The sequence below is a fragment of the Pseudarthrobacter sp. O4 genome, assembly GCF_050157025.1.
Taxonomy (GTDB): domain Bacteria; phylum Actinomycetota; class Actinomycetes; order Actinomycetales; family Micrococcaceae; genus Arthrobacter.
Genome location: NZ_CP189591.1, coordinates 637,494 through 653,376 on the forward strand (window position 1 = coordinate 637,494; position 15,883 = coordinate 653,376).

Consider the following 15,883-nt stretch of genomic DNA (forward strand, 5'->3'; position numbering starts at 1 on the left):
CCATGAACGTGCACGGCTGCCGTCCTCCGGCTCAGGCCCTGCGCTGCCTGACAGCGCCAGCGAGGGCGGCCAGGCCCTTTTCGAAGTCCGTACCGACCATTTTGTCCATGCTCATGAACAGGGCGAAGAGCTTGCCGACACCCTTGTTCTCTCCGGTCATGGTCCAGGTGACCTGTGTTCCGCTACCGGACGGCGTAAACGTAAAGCTGGTCGGGTTAATGGCCTTGAAGGGCTTGGTGAATTCCAGGCGGATCTTGATGCTGTTCGGCTCGGAAGCTTCGACAATCTCCATGGTGCCGGAGCCCGCCTTGCGGTTGCCGCTCCAGGCGTACTTGGCGCCGACGCCGGAATCGCTCCCGGAGTAGCTGCGCTGCATTGCGGGATCCACGGACTCCCACGGCGACCATTTGGTCCATTCATGGAAGCTGTTGACCAGTGGGAAGATGGCTTCGGCCGGGGCCGGGATGACTGCATTTCGGGTGACTTCATAGGTGGACATGGGGCAATCCTAGACGGTTGCGGTCCGCCGGACCCCGGGCCGGCCGTCGCGGCGCGCTGGATTTCTGCGATGACCGTTTTCAGTTCCTTGAGCTGGGCAACTTCTGCCTGCATCGTGGCCACGAGGAGACCGAGCGGGGCGCGGATCCGGTCCACGAGGCTCGCGCCCGTGACGTCGTTCAGGAAGTACTCGAAGACCCTGAACCCGATCACCAGCAGCGTGATGACAGCGACCACCGCGCTGAGGCCGAACACCACTATCAGGTAGACGCGGCGGGCGTTCAGCACGTTCCCGGATCCACCTGTGCCGGCCGCGGTATTCCAGCCGCGGGGTTGCCCGACGAGCCACCAGACCGGGCCGCCGGCCAGGAGCGAACTGATCCCCGCCAGCAGGAGCGTGCGGACCCCGGAACCGGTCAGCGGCGTCGCCGCCATGGCGAGGGCAGCGTTGACGATCACCCCGATACCGGAGGCGGCCGCCACGAGGGCGACGCCGGTGGTCACGAGTCTGCCTCCTTGCCGGGTCGACTCAGCACGCCCCCGGGCCAGTCCTCGGTGGTAGACCCAGACAAGCGAGCCGACGGCGGCGGCGGCGAGCGCCGGGGCGAGCGGCTCCAGCAGGACGTCCACCGCTTCGGTGCGGTCAAACGCCAGCTGCAGCAGCACGAAGAGCGCCACTCCGGCGCCGCCCAGCGTGAGGATTCCCGCACCCAGGACGCCGGCGGTGATGAGGGCGACGTCGGCGAGCCCGGTGCGCAGCCGCTGCCCGCCGTCGTGCTTCCAGTGCCACCACCAGACCAGCCCGCCGCCCGCAGCCCAGACGAGGGACTGCAGGGCGGACAGCCACCACGGCCTGCCCACCGACCCCGCCTCGACAGCCCCCGCAGGGCCGCATCGAACAGGGTGGACATGGCTCCGACGGTGCCGCCGACGCCAATCACCAGCCCCAGAATGGCACCGAGCACGGTGGGGGCGTCGGCCAGATCCGTGGGTCGCTTCCGGGCGTTCCCCGACATCCATCGGTGCCAGAGCCACACCGCCGCCCAGACCACACCTGTCGCGAGGGAGAGGCGCCACTGCAGCGACCGCCCGCCGATCAGGCTGGTGAGCGTGCCCAGCAGGTTGCTCGTGCGATGACCAATGCCAGCATGTAGGCGCCGGCGAGGTACAGGCCCCAGCCGACGGAGGCGCGCTCCGGCTCCTCCCCCAGCCTCCGCCACACGGCCCACCACAGGACCGCCGCGAGCGGGCCGCCGATCACGGCAAAGGCCAGCGAGCGCGCCAGTCCGGCCACATCCCCGGTTGCCAGGGCGGTACCGGCCACCAGCAGCCGCGCCAGCAGCCCGCTGAGGCCGACGGCGGCGACCACCACGAGCGCGAACAGCAAGGCATACACGATCAGGCGGCGCACGGTGCGCGGCGCGGAACCGACAGCGATGCCGGCACTCATTACTTCACCGCCGGGTTGGGGCAGACCGTCAGTTGCCAGGGGGCGTTGTCGATCAGCCACGTGTCTCCCGTCTTGACGAGGTCAAAGACGTCCGCCACCTGGTACTAGGCGCTGCCGAACGGGCCGCCGCCCTCCGAGACTGTGATCAGCACCCTCACATCCGCGGACCCGGCGCGTACCGTCGTGGAGACGAGGGTGACGCGGAGGTTGTCTGCCGTCGTCCGTCCCACGTTGCTGCACCTGGTCCTGGCAGCCTCGCTCAGGTGGGCCGCCGCGGCGGCCTCATCGCCGGCGATGACGGCGGCGGAATACCGCTGCACCGCCCCGGCCGGCGTGGACTCGTCCAGCGGCGCCGGTTCTCCGCGGGTAAATACGACGGCCAGGGCCACGATCACGAGGACGGCGATCGCGGCCAGTATGGCGAGGAGGTCCGGTCCGGCTTCCGCGGCGGCGTTTCGGCTGGTGCCGCGGGGGGTTGGTCCTCGCTCGCCTCTGCGCTCATGCCGCCAGTATGGACGAGCAGGATTGGCCCGTCACGGTGTCTTTAGGCCCCATTCCGCCCGGACGTCCGGTTGCACTACGCTCAGCAAATGGGAGTCATGCGGAAATTCTTTGGCGTCCTGGCCTTGGTCCTGATCGGGCTGGTAGGCACCGGGCCGGCCGCGCTCGCCGTCCGGCCCGTCGACGTCGTCGTGGAGGACCGGGCGGGGGTGCTGGACCGAAACACCCTCCTGCCCGCAGTGCAGTCCATTGATTTCTACCAGCCCACGAAAGTGGCCGTGTACACCTACAACGGAACGGCCTCGGCCAACCTCAATGAGGAAGTCCTGCGCTTTGCCCGCGCCGAGCACCCCGAATGGATCAGCGCGGACGGGCAGAAGTGGGCGGACGGGCTGTTCATCTTCGCGCTGGATCCGGTGGGCAGGCATGTCGGGACCTACCTGGGCGAGGACCGCAAGGTCTCCCCGGAGCAGCGCGATGACATCCAGAACGCGTCCAAGGAGCTGCTCCGTGACGCCCAGTGGACGGACGGCACGATTGCCGGCATCAGGCGCGGGGCCGAGCTGATCAACCAGCCGTGGTACCGGTCTGCAGCCTTCCTCATCACGGCCTGGGCGACGGCGGCGGCGGCCGTCGCCGGGGCTGGCACGTGGCTGATGGTGACCTGGCGGACCCGGTTGAGCAGCCGGAAGGAACTCGCCCGCGGGGACGCCAGTTATGCGAACGTCAGCATGGACCTGCAGGTCACCGAGCTCAACGCCGGCACCATTCCGGAGGCCTCGCGCTATGGAAGCACAGTGCTGGAGAAGCACCGCAGCTTCATGGCCAAGTACAACACCGCCACCGGACTCTCGAACCAGGCGCACGCGTTCTCTGCCAAGGAGCTGAGCCGGCGTCCGAACCTGGCGCTGGTGCGGAGCTACGCCGATGCCGCCGCCGAACTCGACGCCCTGGACGACGTGATTGCCGACACCAACGCCCTGCTCAACCGCGGATCGTCCTGGGCCCCGGCCTGGGACCGGCAGCTGGCCCCGTTCCGCAACGACCTCGCCGCCGTCGAGCAGATGCTCAGCAAACGCCACGCCCAGGGTGACTCCGCGACGGCCGCCGCCCTCCGGTCCTTCCGCGAGCAGAGTCATCGCGAGCTGGAGCGCTGGACCTCTGAACTGGCTGATGGCACCACCACGCCGGAGACGGCGCTCGACCGCCTGCGCGACGCCCGCACGCAGCTTTCCGAACTGCTGAAGAACCACGCCGACACCGTGATTAGTGGCTTCGCCAAGAGCGAGAAGGAAGCCAGCCTCATGCGCAAGGAAATGGAGAGTGCCCAAGCCGGGTCCAAGGCCAGGTACGGCCGCAGTTACGAGCCCAGCATCCTCGGCACGGTCTACCCGTCCTATTACTTTTTCTCGGTGCCCACCTTCAACTCCGGCTTCAACACAGGCGTCAGCAGTGTCAGCAGCGCCCGCGGCGGGAGCAGGACCACCGGCTACGGCAGCAGCGGGGGGAGCTTTTCCGGCTCCGGCAGTTCATCGAGTTTCTAGGGGCGGCTTCCAGTCGACGGCGTCAGCCTTTCTGGCTGCTTTCGACGACGAAGTCACCGCCCGGAAACAGGATCGTCTCGTGGCCGTCGTCGAACCTGACATGGTACGGCGGTGCCCCGTCGGCGCCCCTGACCTCGAGAATCTCACCGTGCCGGTCCGAAGACTCCACGGTGTGGCCCCGGATGATGATGCGGTCCCCTTGGGTTGCTTTCATTCCATTCACCTCCCTTGTCCAGCCTACGGTTGTCCGCCCCTCCATGGAACGGTCATCAGATCGGATCGGTCGTCAGAACAGTCCGGCCGTGACGGCCTGCGTCAGCTCGTGGATGATCCGGGTTCGGGCCGCCATGTCCGACGTATTCTTGCCGAGGGTGTACACCACGAAAACGTAGGCCCTGTCCCCCTGGACGAGGATGCTGGCGTCATGCAGATTCCCGAAGAGCAGACCGTACTTGTGGAAGACATTAATGCCCGGCGGCACCGCGGCTGGGATGAGCGTTTCGTAGTTGGTGTGCTGCATGTATGAGAGCAGCTGGGCGGTGTGCTGCGGATTGAGCAGCTGGCCGGAGTAGAGCAAGGACAGCGTCTTTCCTGTTTCCGCCGGGGACAGGAGGTTTACGGTGCGGTCATAGCTGATGCCCAACGACGCCGCGTAGGCGGTCATCCCCTGGTTCCCGACGGCGCCCAGGATCAGCGCCCATGAGTCGTTGTTGCTCTGCTGGACCATCTGACGGATCTGGACTGCGGCGGTGGACGAGCCCATCCGGGCCGTCAGGGAGGCACGATCGGTTTCCACCAGGTGGTAGTAGGCCGCCGCGGCCAGGATCTTGGCCGTGCTGGCGGCGACGAACTTGGTCTTATCCCCGTATTCGTGGACCACGCCGTCTTTCACATTGATGAGGGCCACCCCCACCTGGTACCGGCTGTTGGCCTCGATGATGGCGTTGATCGGGGCGTCGAAGGCGGGGCTGAAGGGCAGCGGACCCCGGTCCGGAGCCTCGACGACGAGCGGAGGCTCGCCGGCGGACGGAGCCTCGACGGACGGAGCCTCGACGTCGGGCGGGGCCGCCGGGGAGACGGGCGCCTCCGCGGCCGGCGCCGGGGACGGCGCCGCAGCTGAAGCAGGGGCGGAAGGTGCCTGTTTTGCCGTAGCGGCCTCATTGGTCGCGGCGCTGGCCGTGCCCGGCGTGCCCGGGGCTGCGGTCACTGATGTTTCGGGCCGCGCGACCGCATCAGCGGGCACGCTGGACTGGATGGACACGTAGACGGCGGTCGCTGCAATCAGGGCCAGGGCCGCTGCGGCCGCCGTCAGGACCCGCGGACGGAGCCTGCGGAAGTAACCGGGCGCAGGACTCTCTTCACCCTCGCTGCGGCGGGCTGAGCGGTAGTGCCGGCGCGGTTCCGTCGAATCCACCGCGTCTCATTCCCGGCACATGGAGGTTTGTCGGATATCGGGAAAGGGCCCCGTATCGGCTGACGCCACAAGTACGTTCGCAGGCATGCGTTCCCCCGAATGTAAAAGAATCTGCGGTGGACTTTAGATTTCCTGAATTGTGATGCAGGCTGGGCGGGAGCGCAAGGCGCAAACCTTGGAAAACCCTTGGGTCCGGCGGCTCACGCTCTGGACCGTTGCGGGGGTCAGCGGCGTACGCTGGGTCGGTGAACACGGAGGTCCGTAATGCGAAAAATCATCCTGATGATGCAGGTTTCCTTGGACGGGTACATGGAAGGGCCGGGCCGGGACATCAGCTGGCATATGGTCGACGACGAACTGCACCGCCACTTCAACGACGAGCTCCGCACCATGGGTGCGTTCCTGAGCGGGCGGGTCACCCACGAGCTGATGGCCGGTTTCTGGCCGACGGCGGACAGTGACCCCGCAAACAGCGGCCCGATGAGCGAATTCGCCAGCATCTGGCGCGAAATGCCGAAAATCGTGTACTCCCGGACCCTGGAAACGGCGGGCTGGAACACCACGGTGGTGCATGACGTCGTCGTCGACGAGGTAAGGGAGCTCAAGGCACAGCCCGGCGGTGACCTGGCGCTCGGCGGGGCGGACCTCGCCGCGACCTTCCGGCGCCTTGGCCTGATCGATGAGTACAGAATCTACGTGCACCCCGTGCTGATCGGGCGCGGCAAGCCCCTGTTCGGGCCCGCCGACGGCACCACCCGGCTCCGCCTGGACGAGAACCGCGGCTTCAGCAACGGCGTCGTGCTGCTTCGCTACACGGCAACTTGAGGCCGAAAGGCCACGGTGCTCGCTAGATTTGGAACGCGCGGCCCGCTGGGCGGTCCGCCGTCGTCGTCCTCCAGGAAGGCCCCAGCGTTGAGTTCCCACCCCCGTCTTGCCCGCAGGCTGAACACCTTCGATGCGGTCGTCATAGGCCTCGGGTCGATGATCGGCGCGGGCGTGTTCGCCGCTTTCACGCCCGCGGCCCAGGCGGCCGGGTCCGGACTGCTGATCGGCCTGCTGCTCGCCGCCGTCGTCGCGTACTGCAACGCTACGGCCTCGGCCCAGCTTGCGGCGGAATACCCGACCTCCGGCGGGACATATGTCTACGGTCGGGAGCGGCTCGGCCCCTGGCCGGGGTTCCTGGCCGGGTGGGGTTTCGTTATCGGGAAGACGGCCAGCAGCGCAGCCATGGCCCTGACGTTTGCCGCCTATGCCGCGCCGGCCGGGTGGGAGCGGCCGGTGGCGATCGCCGCCGTCGTGTTGCTGGTTGCCGTGAATTACCGGGGCGTGACGCGCACGGCGGCCCTGACCCGGTTCATTGTGGTGGCTGTGCTGTTGGTCCTGGCTATCGTGGTGGCCGCCTGCTGGATCCCCGGCGCGGCTGATCCCCCGAAGCTGTTCGACGGCGGCGTCCTCACCCACGGCTGGTACGGAATCCTCCAGTCCGCAGGTCTGCTGTTCTTCGCCTTCGCCGGCTATGCCCGCATTGCCACGATGGGGGAGGAAGTCATCAACCCGCGCAGGACAATCCCGCGCGCCATCGTGATCGCGCTGGGGATCGCCGTCGCGGTTTATGCCGCCATCGCCGTCAGCATCCTCGCGGTCCTCGGCGCTGACGGAATTGCCGGCACGCCGGCCCCGCTTGCCGCCGCCGTCGCCGCCGGTTCCTGGCACTGGGCATCGCCGATCGTGCGGTTGGGTGCCGCACTGGCAGCGCTGGGCGCCTTGCTGGCCCTGATCGCGGGACTGGGCCGGACCAGCCTGGCCATGGCCCGCGAGGCCGATCTGCCCCGGTGGCTGGCCGCCGTCCACCCCCGCTTCAAAGTCCCGCACCGGGCCGAACTGGTCCTGGCGGCCGTTATCTGCGTCATCATCGGCGTCGCCGAGCTGCGCGGAGCCATCGGCTTCTCTTCCTTCGGCGTCCTCATCTACTACCTCGTAGCCAACGTCTCCGCCTACACCCAGAGCGGCGAAAACCGCCGGTACCCCAAGGCCCTGCAGCTCATCGGCGCCGTCGCGTGCGTGGTCCTGGTGGCAACCCTGCCGGTGGAGTCCGTGATCGCGGGGGTGCTGATGTTCGCGGCCGGCGTCGTGTACCGCGTGGTGCGCCTGCGCCTTGCGACAACCCGGAATCCCTGACCACGCTGCGATGATGAGTCGGTGACTATCGCAAAAACCGTCCTGTTGTTCGTGCTGGCCGCCGCAGCGGAGATCGGCGGCGCCTGGCTGGTGTGGCAGTCGGTGCGGGAGGGCAAGGACTGGTGGTGGGCCGGGCTCGGGGTGCTCGCATTGGGAATTTACGGTTTCGCCGCGACGCTCCAGCCCGACGCGCACTTCGGCCGGATCCTGGCCGCCTACGGAGGCGTGTTCGTCGCAGGGTCGCTGGCCTGGGGAATGGTTTTCGACGGCTTCCGGCCGGACCGCTGGGACATCGCGGGATCGGCGATCTGCCTGGTTGGAGTAGCGGTCATCATGTTCGCACCGCGCAACTCTGGTTAGGCGTGGTGCCGGGCCTGCAGCGCGGGTGCTGGTCTTACAGCGCGGGTGCTGGTCTTGCAGCGCGGTCGGGCGCGCAGAAGGCCGGTGATCCGCTGCCCCCAAGGCAACTGATCACCGGCCGCTTAAGCCGCTGGGCTCGTTATCCTACTGCGTAAAACCCTGCACGTTAGCCGTGCGTCAGACTCCGGCGCGGACGAACGTCACGGGGCCGGTGGCGGTGAGCCACGACATCGGGTGTGCCACGGTTGTATTGCCGTTGATGCCACCGCTGACGGCCTGTCCGTTGCCGGCGTAGATGGCAACGTGGCCGGCCTGGACGATCATGTCGCCCGGCTCCGGAGTCGCCACAACCTTGCCGTACTTGAGGAACGCCGCTGGGCCGATGTCGCCTACCGGAATGCCGGCTGCGCCGAGCGCCTTTTCGACCATCGCAGTGCAGTCCTGCGTGATTCCAACCTGGCCGTAGGCGGCCGAAAGCAGCGTGGCGTTGACGCCGCCGGCTGCCGGGGCAGCGGCGGGGGCGGGGGCAGCGGCCTGGACCTGCACGGTAGCCTTAGGAGCTGCGGCAAGCTCCGGGGCGGCGGTGGGGACAGCTGCAGCCGGCTTGGGCTGTTCGACGACGGGCGCGGGAGTCGAGACCACGGCCGGACGCTCGAAGGCGATCTGGACAGTGGAATCCGCGTTGACCGGAGCGGAGACCTGATCCTTGACGTCAACGGACGACGCCGGTGCGGAGTTGCGCTCGACGGGTGCCTCCGCCGCGTTGGCGGCCATGGCGCTGCTGAGTACCAGACCTGATGCTGCGGCGATCACGGCGGCCTGGCGGCCGATGGTGCCTGCATTGCCCGCAAATGCGGAGGAAATTGCCGAAAGCGGGCTCGTGGTGGCGCCACGATGGCGCGCGGAAGTATTGCTTGAAGTCATGAATGTAGCCTCTCCCAATGCCTGCGAGGTGAGCTGTCGGATTCGGATGGGAGGCACCCGGCCGCACTCGGGGCCCGCGTGGCGGGCCGTGCGGCTTCACCCCAAGACCTGCATATCAGCTGGTCAAAAAGTGGTTTCCCCGTCTCTGCCGGACGTTGATGCGAGTTACCCCCGGGCCGCGGCAGAGTTAGGCAATCGGCTGGGGAGCGCCCGTATCGGAGACAACAGGCACCTAACAACGGTAACGGGATGATCACGGAATGTCACATTGAGGTAACGGGTGCGGGGTCCATCCGGGGCTTTTTCCCTCGGCATCGCCGGGCTCAGGCATAGGATGATGCCAGCAGCGATCCCTGAAGCGGAGGCCCGAAATGAACAGCCACTCTGTCGCCATCTGCCAGCTGAGCGATCAGCCTCAGGAGGATTTTGACGTCAACACCGAGCTGCTGATCCTCGAAGGCCAGGAAGTCCGCGTCTCAACCTGGGACGCTGAGCCCCGCGACGGCGGTTTCGACGTCCATGTCCTGAACGACCGTGTGGATGCACTCGGCTTTATGGTGGTCACGGACTGGCAGTTCCTGGATGGCAAGGCCTACGCGGTTGTGGAGCGACGGTCCGACAGCTGATGCGGGACGCTTCCGTCACGTCCCGGTGGCCGTGAATTCCAGCTCTGGCCGGTGTTTCGCGACGTCGTCGAGCACCACGGCGACTGCCTCCCGGAGGAGGTCGGCGTCGGCATCGGCGTCCGCGTCCGCGTCCGCGTCGTGCCCCGGTGAGACGGCCAGCGCCGCCTTCGCATGGCCGACAAACTTGCGCCAGTCTCCCCCGCCGGCCCGGAGCGCCCGGAGCGGCGAGAGCAGGGCGGCGCGGCGTAGCCAGACGTCAGGTTCCCGGGCCCAGCGGTCCAGCACGCTGTCCGCTCGCACCCTGCCCAGCAGGTCCAGTCCCGAAACCAGCGGGCCGACGACGTCGACGGCGAGCGGATCGGCCAGCTCCCGCAATTGCGCGGTTCTCAGGAAGCCTTCAATCCGGGTCAGGTCCGCGTTGTCCAGCATGCGGACCTTGGACTGCAGCAGGACCACGGCCGCCAGCCGTCGCTCGAAAACCGGTACGGACCAAAGTTCTGAGCTCAGCGCGGTGATGTCATCATGCAGCAACTCGCGGTGGCGACGCAGCGCGTCGCGGACAGTTCCGCGCACCGCTCCGACCGAGGCGCCATAGAAGCGCAGATCGCCGCCCACGCGTGCCTGCAACTCGTCCGCCCGGGACCAGGACCCTTCGCGTTGCAGCGAGGAATCGATAAACTCGCCGGCGTCGCTCATGGGACCATTCTTTCGCATTGTTGTGGGGTCGCCGCGCCGGTTTCTCGGTGGCCTATCTCGCGGCTCATTCTGCCGGGTCTTTTTGTCTGACCCCGCTGGAAGACTGGGTTCATGGACGGCAAGCGGGAGCCCGAAGTGGTGGTTCCGGGAGGACATGGCGGCGCTGGAAGCGGCGTTACGGTCACGGATGTCGCCCGCCTGCTCGGTACTGTCCGCCCCTGTCACGCCCGCGCATCCGACGACGACGGCGGTGCCGGGCTGATCGACCAGCTCCGGCAGCTGGAGGATCTGAAGTCCGCCGCGGCCGCGCTGCAGGCCCGGATCACGGTCGCGTTCGACGCCGCCCAACGCCGCACCCGGCGCGCGCAGGGCGTTCCGGCGGCGGAGCTCGGCGCCGGGGTCGCGGCGCAGATCGCCCTGGCCCGGCGCGAATCCCCCGCCCGCGGCGGACGGCTCCTGGGCCTGGCGAAAGCCCTCGTCACCGAAATGCCGCACACCCTCACCGCCCTGCACACCGGCCAGCTCAACGAATGGCGCGCCACCCTCCTCGTGAAGGAAACCGCCTGCCTGTCCGCCGCGGACCGCTGCGCCGTCGACGCCCGGCTCGCCGCCGACACCGGCACCTTCGCCGGCGCCGGCGACCGGGAGATCATCGCCGCGGCCAAGGCATGCGCCTACCGGCTGGACCCCCGCTCCACCACCCAACGCGCCAGCCACGCCGCCACCGAACGGCACGTCAGCCTCCGCCCCGCACCCGACACCATGGCCTACCTCACCGCCCTGCTCCCCGTCGCCGAAGGCGTCGCCGCGTACGCCGCCCTCACCCGGCACGCCGATTCGCTCCGCGCCGCCGGGGACCCCAGGGGCCGGGGTCAGCTCATGGCCGACGGCCTCGTCGAACGGACCACCGGCACCCCCGGCGGGATCACCGGCATCGAAATCCAGCTCATCATGACCGACCGCACCCTCCTCCAGTCCGACAGCGAACCCGCCCGGCTCCCCGGCTACGGCATCGTCCCCGCCGGCTGGACCCGGAACCTGATCAACGACACACGTGCCCAAAACGCCCCCGCCGGGGACGCCGGCACGCGGGACGGCGCAGGCGGAGGCCCGGCCGGTGACGGCACGAGGTCCGGCCGTCGCCGCGGGGACAGCGCAGGCGGCGACACAGAAGCAGGCGGAGACAAAGAAATGGACATCTGGCTCCGCCGGCTCTACACCGCACCGGCAACCGGCAGCCTCATCGCGATGGACTCCCGCGCCCGGCTCTTCCCCGCCGGACTCCGCCGCTACATCCAGGCCCGCGACGACACCTGCCGCACCCCCTACTGCGACGCCCCGATACGCCACCTGGACCACATCATCCCCTGGCATCAAGGCGGCCCCACCACCAACATCAACGGCGCCGGAACCTGCGAAGCCTGCAACCACACCAAAGAAACCCCCGGCTGGACCGCCAAACCGGCTCAAGGACCCGACGGCACCAACAGGCACAGGCACACCCTCGAACTCCGCACCCCCACCGGCCACAGCTACCACTCCACCGCACCACCCCTGCCCGGGCACGGCGTTAGCTGATGCCTGGCAACGGCGCGAGCTCCGCCACGACGCCAAGGCCCTCAAAAACGCGCCCGTGCGAATGAGCCGACAGCGGCGTGCAGCATACCCCGGTCATCTTCATTCTGCCCGCACTTCGGTTTTACAATGAGGCCGTCTCCGCGACCCGATCCCGCTCCGGCGCGACCAGCTGCTGGACCCGACGTCGGCAACTTGCGGGCAAAGGTTACGATCAGGTAACGTTGGCGCCTGGCCCTCAAGGTCTGGCCCGCACGCAGGGCCCCGGATGCCCGCATGTCGGGCGCCGCTGCGCCGATCGGTGCCTGCTCGCTCCCGCCCAGTGCTGGGGGCTGAATGAAGCTTCGCGCATTCGTCATCGCCTTAGTTGCAGCTGTCGTTTGCGTCAGTCCTAAGCCCGGAGGGTTCCCTTGTTCAAGAAAATAGCCATCACGCTCACGATGGGCGCGCTGTCCCTGACGGGGTGCAGCATCGCTCCCGCAACAGATGGGGCTGGTGCTCCGCCAGCGGCTGGGCATGCTTCGGCGCCGGCCACCGCGCCGGCGAAGTCCGCCACTGCAGAGGCAAAGCCAGCGGCAACAACCCCAGCCCCGACGCAGACCGCTCCGGCCACCGACGCCGCCGTCGCACCCGGCACGGCCACCGCGGACGCGCCTGCTGCTGCTACGGTCCCGGATGCGGCGCCAGCCGCGGCAGCGCCAGCTGTCGGTGCACCGGCCGCAGCAGCCCCGGCCGTGGCGGCGCCCGCCGTTCCTGCCGCCCCAGCGCCCGTCATTCCTGCCGCCAACCAGGCAGCAGCTGCCACGCCGGGTAGCGGCACGCAGGCAGCCACCAACTTTGGTTGGGGCCCGGTTCTGGCTGGAGACGAGTTCTCCAACACCGGCGCCCCGGACTCCGCAAAGTGGAGTGTCTTCAAGGGTGCAGGACATTCGGGCAAGGGCGTCCGCAGCCCGCAGGCCTGGTCCGTCGCCAACGGCTTGGCCACGGTAAATGGTGACGCCGCAGGTACCACAGGCGGCATGTCGGCGAAGTTTGCCCAGCAGAAGTACGGTCGCTGGGAAACGCGCATGAAGACCAACGCCCGGGACCCGAAGTACCATCCGGTCCTGATCCTTTGGCCCAACAACAACACGTCCGCTAACTGTGCCGAGATCGACTACGCCGAAGGCAGCACGGACACCGCCATGATGAAGTTCTTCCTGCATTACGCCTGTGGCGGCAAGGATTTCCAGACCTACGCGGCTAAGCCGGTTGATAGCACGCAGTGGCACAACTATGCAGTCGAGTGGACCCCTGCCGGCATCACCGGATACGTCGACGGCGTGAAGACCTTCAGCGACACGAACCCGGCGCACCAGCCCACCGTGGGCATGCACCAGACCCTGCAGCTCGACTGGTTCCCTGACGGATCCGCCACCAAGGCTTCCCAGATGCAGGTCGACTGGGTCCGCGTTTACAAGTAACCCCAGCTTCGCCCCGCGCGAATTCCGGCTGCCCACCCCGTGAGTCCAACTTGCGGAGTGGGCAGCCGGTGGCGCTTCTTCTGGCCAGGCCAGTATTGCCCGACGGCAATTTCGCCCAGGGCACCCTTGTACCAGGGACGACTCTCCTCGCTCCGCGGGGGCTGTCGTCTTGAGGTCGGAAGGGGTGCTTTTGGGGCCGGTCCGTCCCTACAATTAATTGTCGGTTACTGCGGTGTTCACGCTGCGGGGCCGCTTACTAGGGAGGACATCATGGGTTGGGGTGACAAGATCCATAACGCTGCCGGGAAACTCCACGGTAGGGGCAAGGAAGCAGCCGGCGCGGCCACCGGTAATGACAGGCTCAAGGCCGAGGGCAAGGCCCGCCACTTCCGGGCCGATCTGAAGCAGGCCGGAGAAAAGATCAAGGACACGTTCAGGAAGCACTGATTCTTGAGCCGGAAAAGGGGTGCAGCCCGGACGGACTGCACCCTCCGCTGTGCTGCCGTCAACGCTGTGCTACCGACAACGCTGTGCTGCCGCCAACAGCGGGTTCAATCCGCGGCCTGTTGTGCAGCCCGCGCTCCCCGCTCGCGCAGCCACGGGATCAGGCCACCGGCAAGGAGCATCTCAACCTGACGCGTTGAGAGGGAATGCCGGACGGCGTATTGCTCGTCCCGGGTCTCGTTACGCACTTGGATCTCCGTACCGGTCAGGAGCGCGTCGCGCAGGCCTGTCAGCAGGAGCACATCTCCTTTCCGAATGCGGTGGCGATCGGCTGCGTCGGCGAACTCAAGCGCCAGCACCCCGAAATTGGCCAGGTTCTGCCAGTGGATTCGCGCGAAAGATACGGCCACCACCACGCGCAGCCCGAGGAACCGTGGGGTGATTGCGGCGTGCTCCCGCGAGGACCCCTGGCCGTAGTTCGTGCCGGCAACCACAATATGGCCGGAAGTCTCCCGGGTTTCCGCGGCCCGCGCAGGATAGGTTTCGTCTATTTGGGCAAAGGTGAATTCGGCTAGCTTCGGGATGTTGCTGCGATATGGCAATGCGCGCGCCCCGGCCTGCAGGATCTCATCCGTGGAGACATCATCACCCAGGACCAGGGCGACCGGTGCCTCTATGCGGTCGGCGAGCGGCCCGAACACCGGAAGCGAGGAGATGTTTTCGCCCTTGACCAGGGTCACTCCGGAGGCCTGCTCCGGAGGCAACGGCTCCTCCAGCATCGAGGTGTTCACGCTCGACACCGCGGGTATTTCGAGCCTGGGATACTCGAGACCGAACAGCCCCGTCAGGTCCCGCGGGTCGGTGATCGTTCCTGTCAATGCGGCCGCTGCCGCCGTCTCGGGCGAACACAGGTAGACCGAGTCTTCCTTGGTACCGGAACGGCCCGGAAAATTGCGCGGCATGGTGCGCAGGCTGTTGCTCCCATTCGCCGGCGCCTGGCCCATGCCTATGCAGCCCATGCATCCGGTCTGATGCAGCCGGGCGCCCGCGCGGATCAGATCCAAGGTGGCACCCATTTTCGTCAGGTCCTGCAGAATCTGACGCGAGCTCGGATTGACGTCGAAGGACAGGGCGGGCGGCGACTGGCGTCCCTTGACGATTGCGGCCACAATCGCGAAGTCCCGCAGCCCGGGATTCGCAGACGACCCGATCACCACCTGCGCCACCGGCCTCCCTGCGACCTCCCGCACAGGAACCACGTTGCCCGGCGAACTGGGGAGCGCTATGAGCGGCTCGATCGTGGCGAGGTCGATCTCCTCGGTCACGTCGTAGGTGGCATCGGCGTCGGCGAGGAGCTCGGTGAAATCGCCCTCCCGCTGCTCGGAACGCAGGAAGGCCCGAACCTGTTCATCGGCCGGGAAGACCGTGGTGGTCGCCCCCAGTTCAGCGCCCATATTGGCGATCACATGCCGGTCCATTGCGGTCAGCGTCGCCAGGCCGGGGCCGAAGTACTCAATGATCCGGTTGACGCCACCGTGGACCCCGTGCCGGCGCAGCATTTCGAGGATGACGTCCTTGGCGCTGGTCCACGGCGGCAGATTACCGGTGAGCTGCACACCCCAGATCTCCGGCATCTTGAGGTACAGCGGCTCACCCGCAATGGCCATGGCAACCTCGGTGCCCCCGACGCCGATGGCGAGCATCCCGAGCGATCCTGCGGCCGGGGTGTGGCTGTCCGAGCCGACCATGGTCTTGCCCGGGACGCCGAACCGCTGCATGTGGGTTGGATGTGACACCCCGTTGCCGGCTTTCGAGAACCACAGGCCAAACCGGCGGCAGGCCGAACGGAGAAAATCATGATCCTCGGCATTCTTGCTGTCGGCCTGCAAGAGGTTGTGGTCAACGTACTGCACGGACACTTCCGTGCGTGCCCTGTCGAGCGCCAGCGCCTCCAGCTCCAGCATCACCATGGTCCCTGTCGCGTCCTGAGTCAGGGTCTGATCTATATGCAGACCAATCTCGGACCCGGGAATCATCTCCCCCGCAACCAAATGGGAGGCGATGAGCTTCTGAGCCACACTGTATGCCACCGTGAGTTTCCTACTCGACTTCAGTGCCCGCCGGCGTCCGTCGGCAACGAGCCCACTAGGGCACTCCGCTCATTCCAAAGTAACCCACTCCGGGGACCGGGACCAGAGGCAAGAACGGAC

17 protein-coding genes and 1 riboswitch are annotated in these 15,883 nt (G+C 67.5%); of the genes, 9 read left to right on the forward strand and 8 right to left on the reverse strand.

Going from position 1 to position 15,883, the window contains the following annotated elements; translation table 11 throughout:
• Positions 1–31 precede the first annotated feature (31 nt).
• Entirely contained in the window at positions 32–499 is a 468-nt protein-coding gene (locus tag ACQCSU_RS02880; protein ID WP_426978162.1) for an SRPBCC family protein, read from the reverse strand.
• A gap of 17 nt (positions 500–516) precedes the next feature.
• Here ACQCSU_RS02880 and ACQCSU_RS02885 point away from each other — a divergent pair, with 17 nt between their 5' ends.
• On the forward strand, positions 517–1,635 hold the full coding sequence (locus tag ACQCSU_RS02885) for a hypothetical protein (RefSeq protein ID WP_426978163.1): 1,119 nt from the start codon (positions 517–519) through the stop codon (positions 1,633–1,635).
• Here the strand turns inward: ACQCSU_RS02885 and ACQCSU_RS02890 are convergent.
• Together ACQCSU_RS02890 and ACQCSU_RS02895 are read right to left on the reverse strand one after the other, a co-directional pair.
• Positions 1,595–1,948 carry a DUF5671 domain-containing protein gene (locus tag ACQCSU_RS02890; RefSeq protein ID WP_426978164.1) on the reverse strand — a complete coding sequence of 118 codons (354 nt, stop codon included), beginning with the start codon at positions 1,946–1,948 and terminating at the stop codon, positions 1,595–1,597. The genes ACQCSU_RS02885 and ACQCSU_RS02890 overlap by 41 nt on opposite strands.
• A 104-nt stretch (positions 1,949–2,052) precedes the next feature.
• On the reverse strand, positions 2,053–2,343 hold the full coding sequence (locus ACQCSU_RS02895) for a hypothetical protein (protein ID WP_426978165.1): 291 nt from the start codon (positions 2,341–2,343) through the stop codon (positions 2,053–2,055).
• Between the two features lie 195 nt (positions 2,344–2,538).
• Here ACQCSU_RS02895 and ACQCSU_RS02900 point away from each other — a divergent pair, with 195 nt between their 5' ends.
• Positions 2,539–3,993, forward strand: coding sequence for a DUF5129 domain-containing protein (locus ACQCSU_RS02900; RefSeq protein WP_426978166.1), 1,455 nt, complete (start codon positions 2,539–2,541; stop codon positions 3,991–3,993).
• Between the two features lie 22 nt (positions 3,994–4,015).
• Here ACQCSU_RS02900 and ACQCSU_RS02905 read toward each other — a convergent pair whose 3' ends face one another.
• Positions 4,016–4,207 carry a DUF1918 domain-containing protein gene (locus tag ACQCSU_RS02905; protein WP_426978167.1) on the reverse strand — a complete coding sequence of 64 codons (192 nt, stop codon included), beginning with the start codon at positions 4,205–4,207 and terminating at the stop codon, positions 4,016–4,018.
• A gap of 72 nt (positions 4,208–4,279) precedes the next feature.
• Complete coding sequence (locus ACQCSU_RS02910) at positions 4,280–5,407, reverse strand: serine hydrolase (protein ID WP_426978168.1); 1,128 nt, start codon at positions 5,405–5,407, stop codon at positions 4,280–4,282.
• A gap of 264 nt (positions 5,408–5,671) precedes the next feature.
• Between ACQCSU_RS02910 and ACQCSU_RS02915 the strand changes: the two genes are divergently transcribed.
• The 3 genes from ACQCSU_RS02915 (at position 5,672) to ACQCSU_RS02925 (ending at position 7,945) form a co-directional block, all read left to right on the forward strand.
• Entirely contained in the window at positions 5,672–6,232 is a 561-nt protein-coding gene (locus tag ACQCSU_RS02915; protein WP_426978170.1) for a dihydrofolate reductase family protein, read from the forward strand.
• A gap of 87 nt (positions 6,233–6,319) precedes the next feature.
• Positions 6,320–7,585, forward strand: coding sequence for an APC family permease (locus ACQCSU_RS02920; RefSeq protein WP_426978171.1), 1,266 nt, complete (start codon positions 6,320–6,322; stop codon positions 7,583–7,585).
• Between the two features lie 21 nt (positions 7,586–7,606).
• On the forward strand, positions 7,607–7,945 hold the full coding sequence (locus ACQCSU_RS02925) for a YnfA family protein (protein ID WP_426978172.1): 339 nt from the start codon (positions 7,607–7,609) through the stop codon (positions 7,943–7,945).
• 177 nt (positions 7,946–8,122) lie between these two features.
• Here ACQCSU_RS02925 and ACQCSU_RS02930 read toward each other — a convergent pair whose 3' ends face one another.
• A complete protein-coding gene (locus ACQCSU_RS02930; protein WP_426978173.1) occupies positions 8,123–8,869 on the reverse strand; it encodes a hypothetical protein in 747 nt (248 codons plus the stop codon).
• A gap of 4 nt (positions 8,870–8,873) precedes the next feature.
• Positions 8,874–9,073: riboswitch (cyclic di-AMP (ydaO/yuaA leader) on the reverse strand.
• Positions 9,074–9,240: 167 nt separating this feature from the next.
• Here ACQCSU_RS02930 and ACQCSU_RS02935 point away from each other — a divergent pair.
• Positions 9,241–9,495: a hypothetical protein gene (locus ACQCSU_RS02935; protein WP_426978175.1), complete on the forward strand. Its 255-nt coding sequence runs from the start codon at positions 9,241–9,243 to the stop codon at positions 9,493–9,495.
• A 15-nt stretch (positions 9,496–9,510) separates the two neighbouring features.
• Here the strand turns inward: ACQCSU_RS02935 and ACQCSU_RS02940 are convergent, their stop codons facing one another.
• On the reverse strand, positions 9,511–10,191 hold the full coding sequence (locus ACQCSU_RS02940; protein ID WP_426978176.1) for a DNA alkylation repair protein: 681 nt from the start codon (positions 10,189–10,191) through the stop codon (positions 9,511–9,513).
• Between the two features lie 111 nt (positions 10,192–10,302).
• Between ACQCSU_RS02940 and ACQCSU_RS02945 the strand changes: the two genes are divergently transcribed.
• The 3 genes from ACQCSU_RS02945 (at position 10,303) to ACQCSU_RS02955 (ending at position 13,676) form a co-directional block, all read left to right on the forward strand.
• On the forward strand, positions 10,303–11,769 hold the full coding sequence (locus ACQCSU_RS02945) for a DUF222 domain-containing protein (RefSeq protein ID WP_426978177.1): 1,467 nt from the start codon (positions 10,303–10,305) through the stop codon (positions 11,767–11,769).
• 407 nt (positions 11,770–12,176) lie between these two features.
• On the forward strand, positions 12,177–13,229 hold the full coding sequence (locus tag ACQCSU_RS02950; protein WP_426978178.1) for a glycoside hydrolase family 16 protein: 1,053 nt from the start codon (positions 12,177–12,179) through the stop codon (positions 13,227–13,229).
• 270 nt (positions 13,230–13,499) lie between these two features.
• Positions 13,500–13,676 carry a CsbD family protein gene (locus ACQCSU_RS02955; protein ID WP_426978179.1) on the forward strand — a complete coding sequence of 59 codons (177 nt, stop codon included), beginning with the start codon at positions 13,500–13,502 and terminating at the stop codon, positions 13,674–13,676.
• Between the two features lie 104 nt (positions 13,677–13,780).
• Here the strand turns inward: ACQCSU_RS02955 and ACQCSU_RS02960 are convergent, their stop codons facing one another.
• Positions 13,781–15,763, reverse strand: a complete 1,983-nt coding sequence (locus tag ACQCSU_RS02960) for an aconitate hydratase (protein ID WP_426978181.1) — start codon at positions 15,761–15,763, stop codon at positions 13,781–13,783.
• Between the last annotated feature and the right edge of the window lie 120 nt (positions 15,764–15,883).

Bases quoted from the DNA above. Each gene is read 5' to 3' on its own strand.
- ACQCSU_RS02900 (WP_426978166.1), top strand. From the start codon at position 2,539: ATGGGAGTCATGCGGAAATTCTTTGGCGTCCTGGCCTTGGTCCTGATC.
- ACQCSU_RS02890 (WP_426978164.1), bottom strand. From the start codon at position 1,948: ATGAGTGCCGGCATCGCTGTCGGTTCCGCGCCGCGCACCGTGCGCCGC.
- ACQCSU_RS02880 (WP_426978162.1), bottom strand. From the start codon at position 499: ATGTCCACCTATGAAGTCACCCGAAATGCAGTCATCCCGGCCCCGGCC.
- ACQCSU_RS02935 (WP_426978175.1), top strand. From the start codon at position 9,241: ATGAACAGCCACTCTGTCGCCATCTGCCAGCTGAGCGATCAGCCTCAG.
- ACQCSU_RS02940 (WP_426978176.1), bottom strand. From the start codon at position 10,191: ATGAGCGACGCCGGCGAGTTTATCGATTCCTCGCTGCAACGCGAAGGG.
- ACQCSU_RS02905 (WP_426978167.1), bottom strand. From the start codon at position 4,207: ATGAAAGCAACCCAAGGGGACCGCATCATCATCCGGGGCCACACCGTG.
- ACQCSU_RS02915 (WP_426978170.1), top strand. From the start codon at position 5,672: ATGCGAAAAATCATCCTGATGATGCAGGTTTCCTTGGACGGGTACATG.
- ACQCSU_RS02955 (WP_426978179.1), top strand. From the start codon at position 13,500: ATGGGTTGGGGTGACAAGATCCATAACGCTGCCGGGAAACTCCACGGT.
- ACQCSU_RS02945 (WP_426978177.1), top strand. From the start codon at position 10,303: ATGGACGGCAAGCGGGAGCCCGAAGTGGTGGTTCCGGGAGGACATGGC.
- ACQCSU_RS02930 (WP_426978173.1), bottom strand. From the start codon at position 8,869: ATGACTTCAAGCAATACTTCCGCGCGCCATCGTGGCGCCACCACGAGC.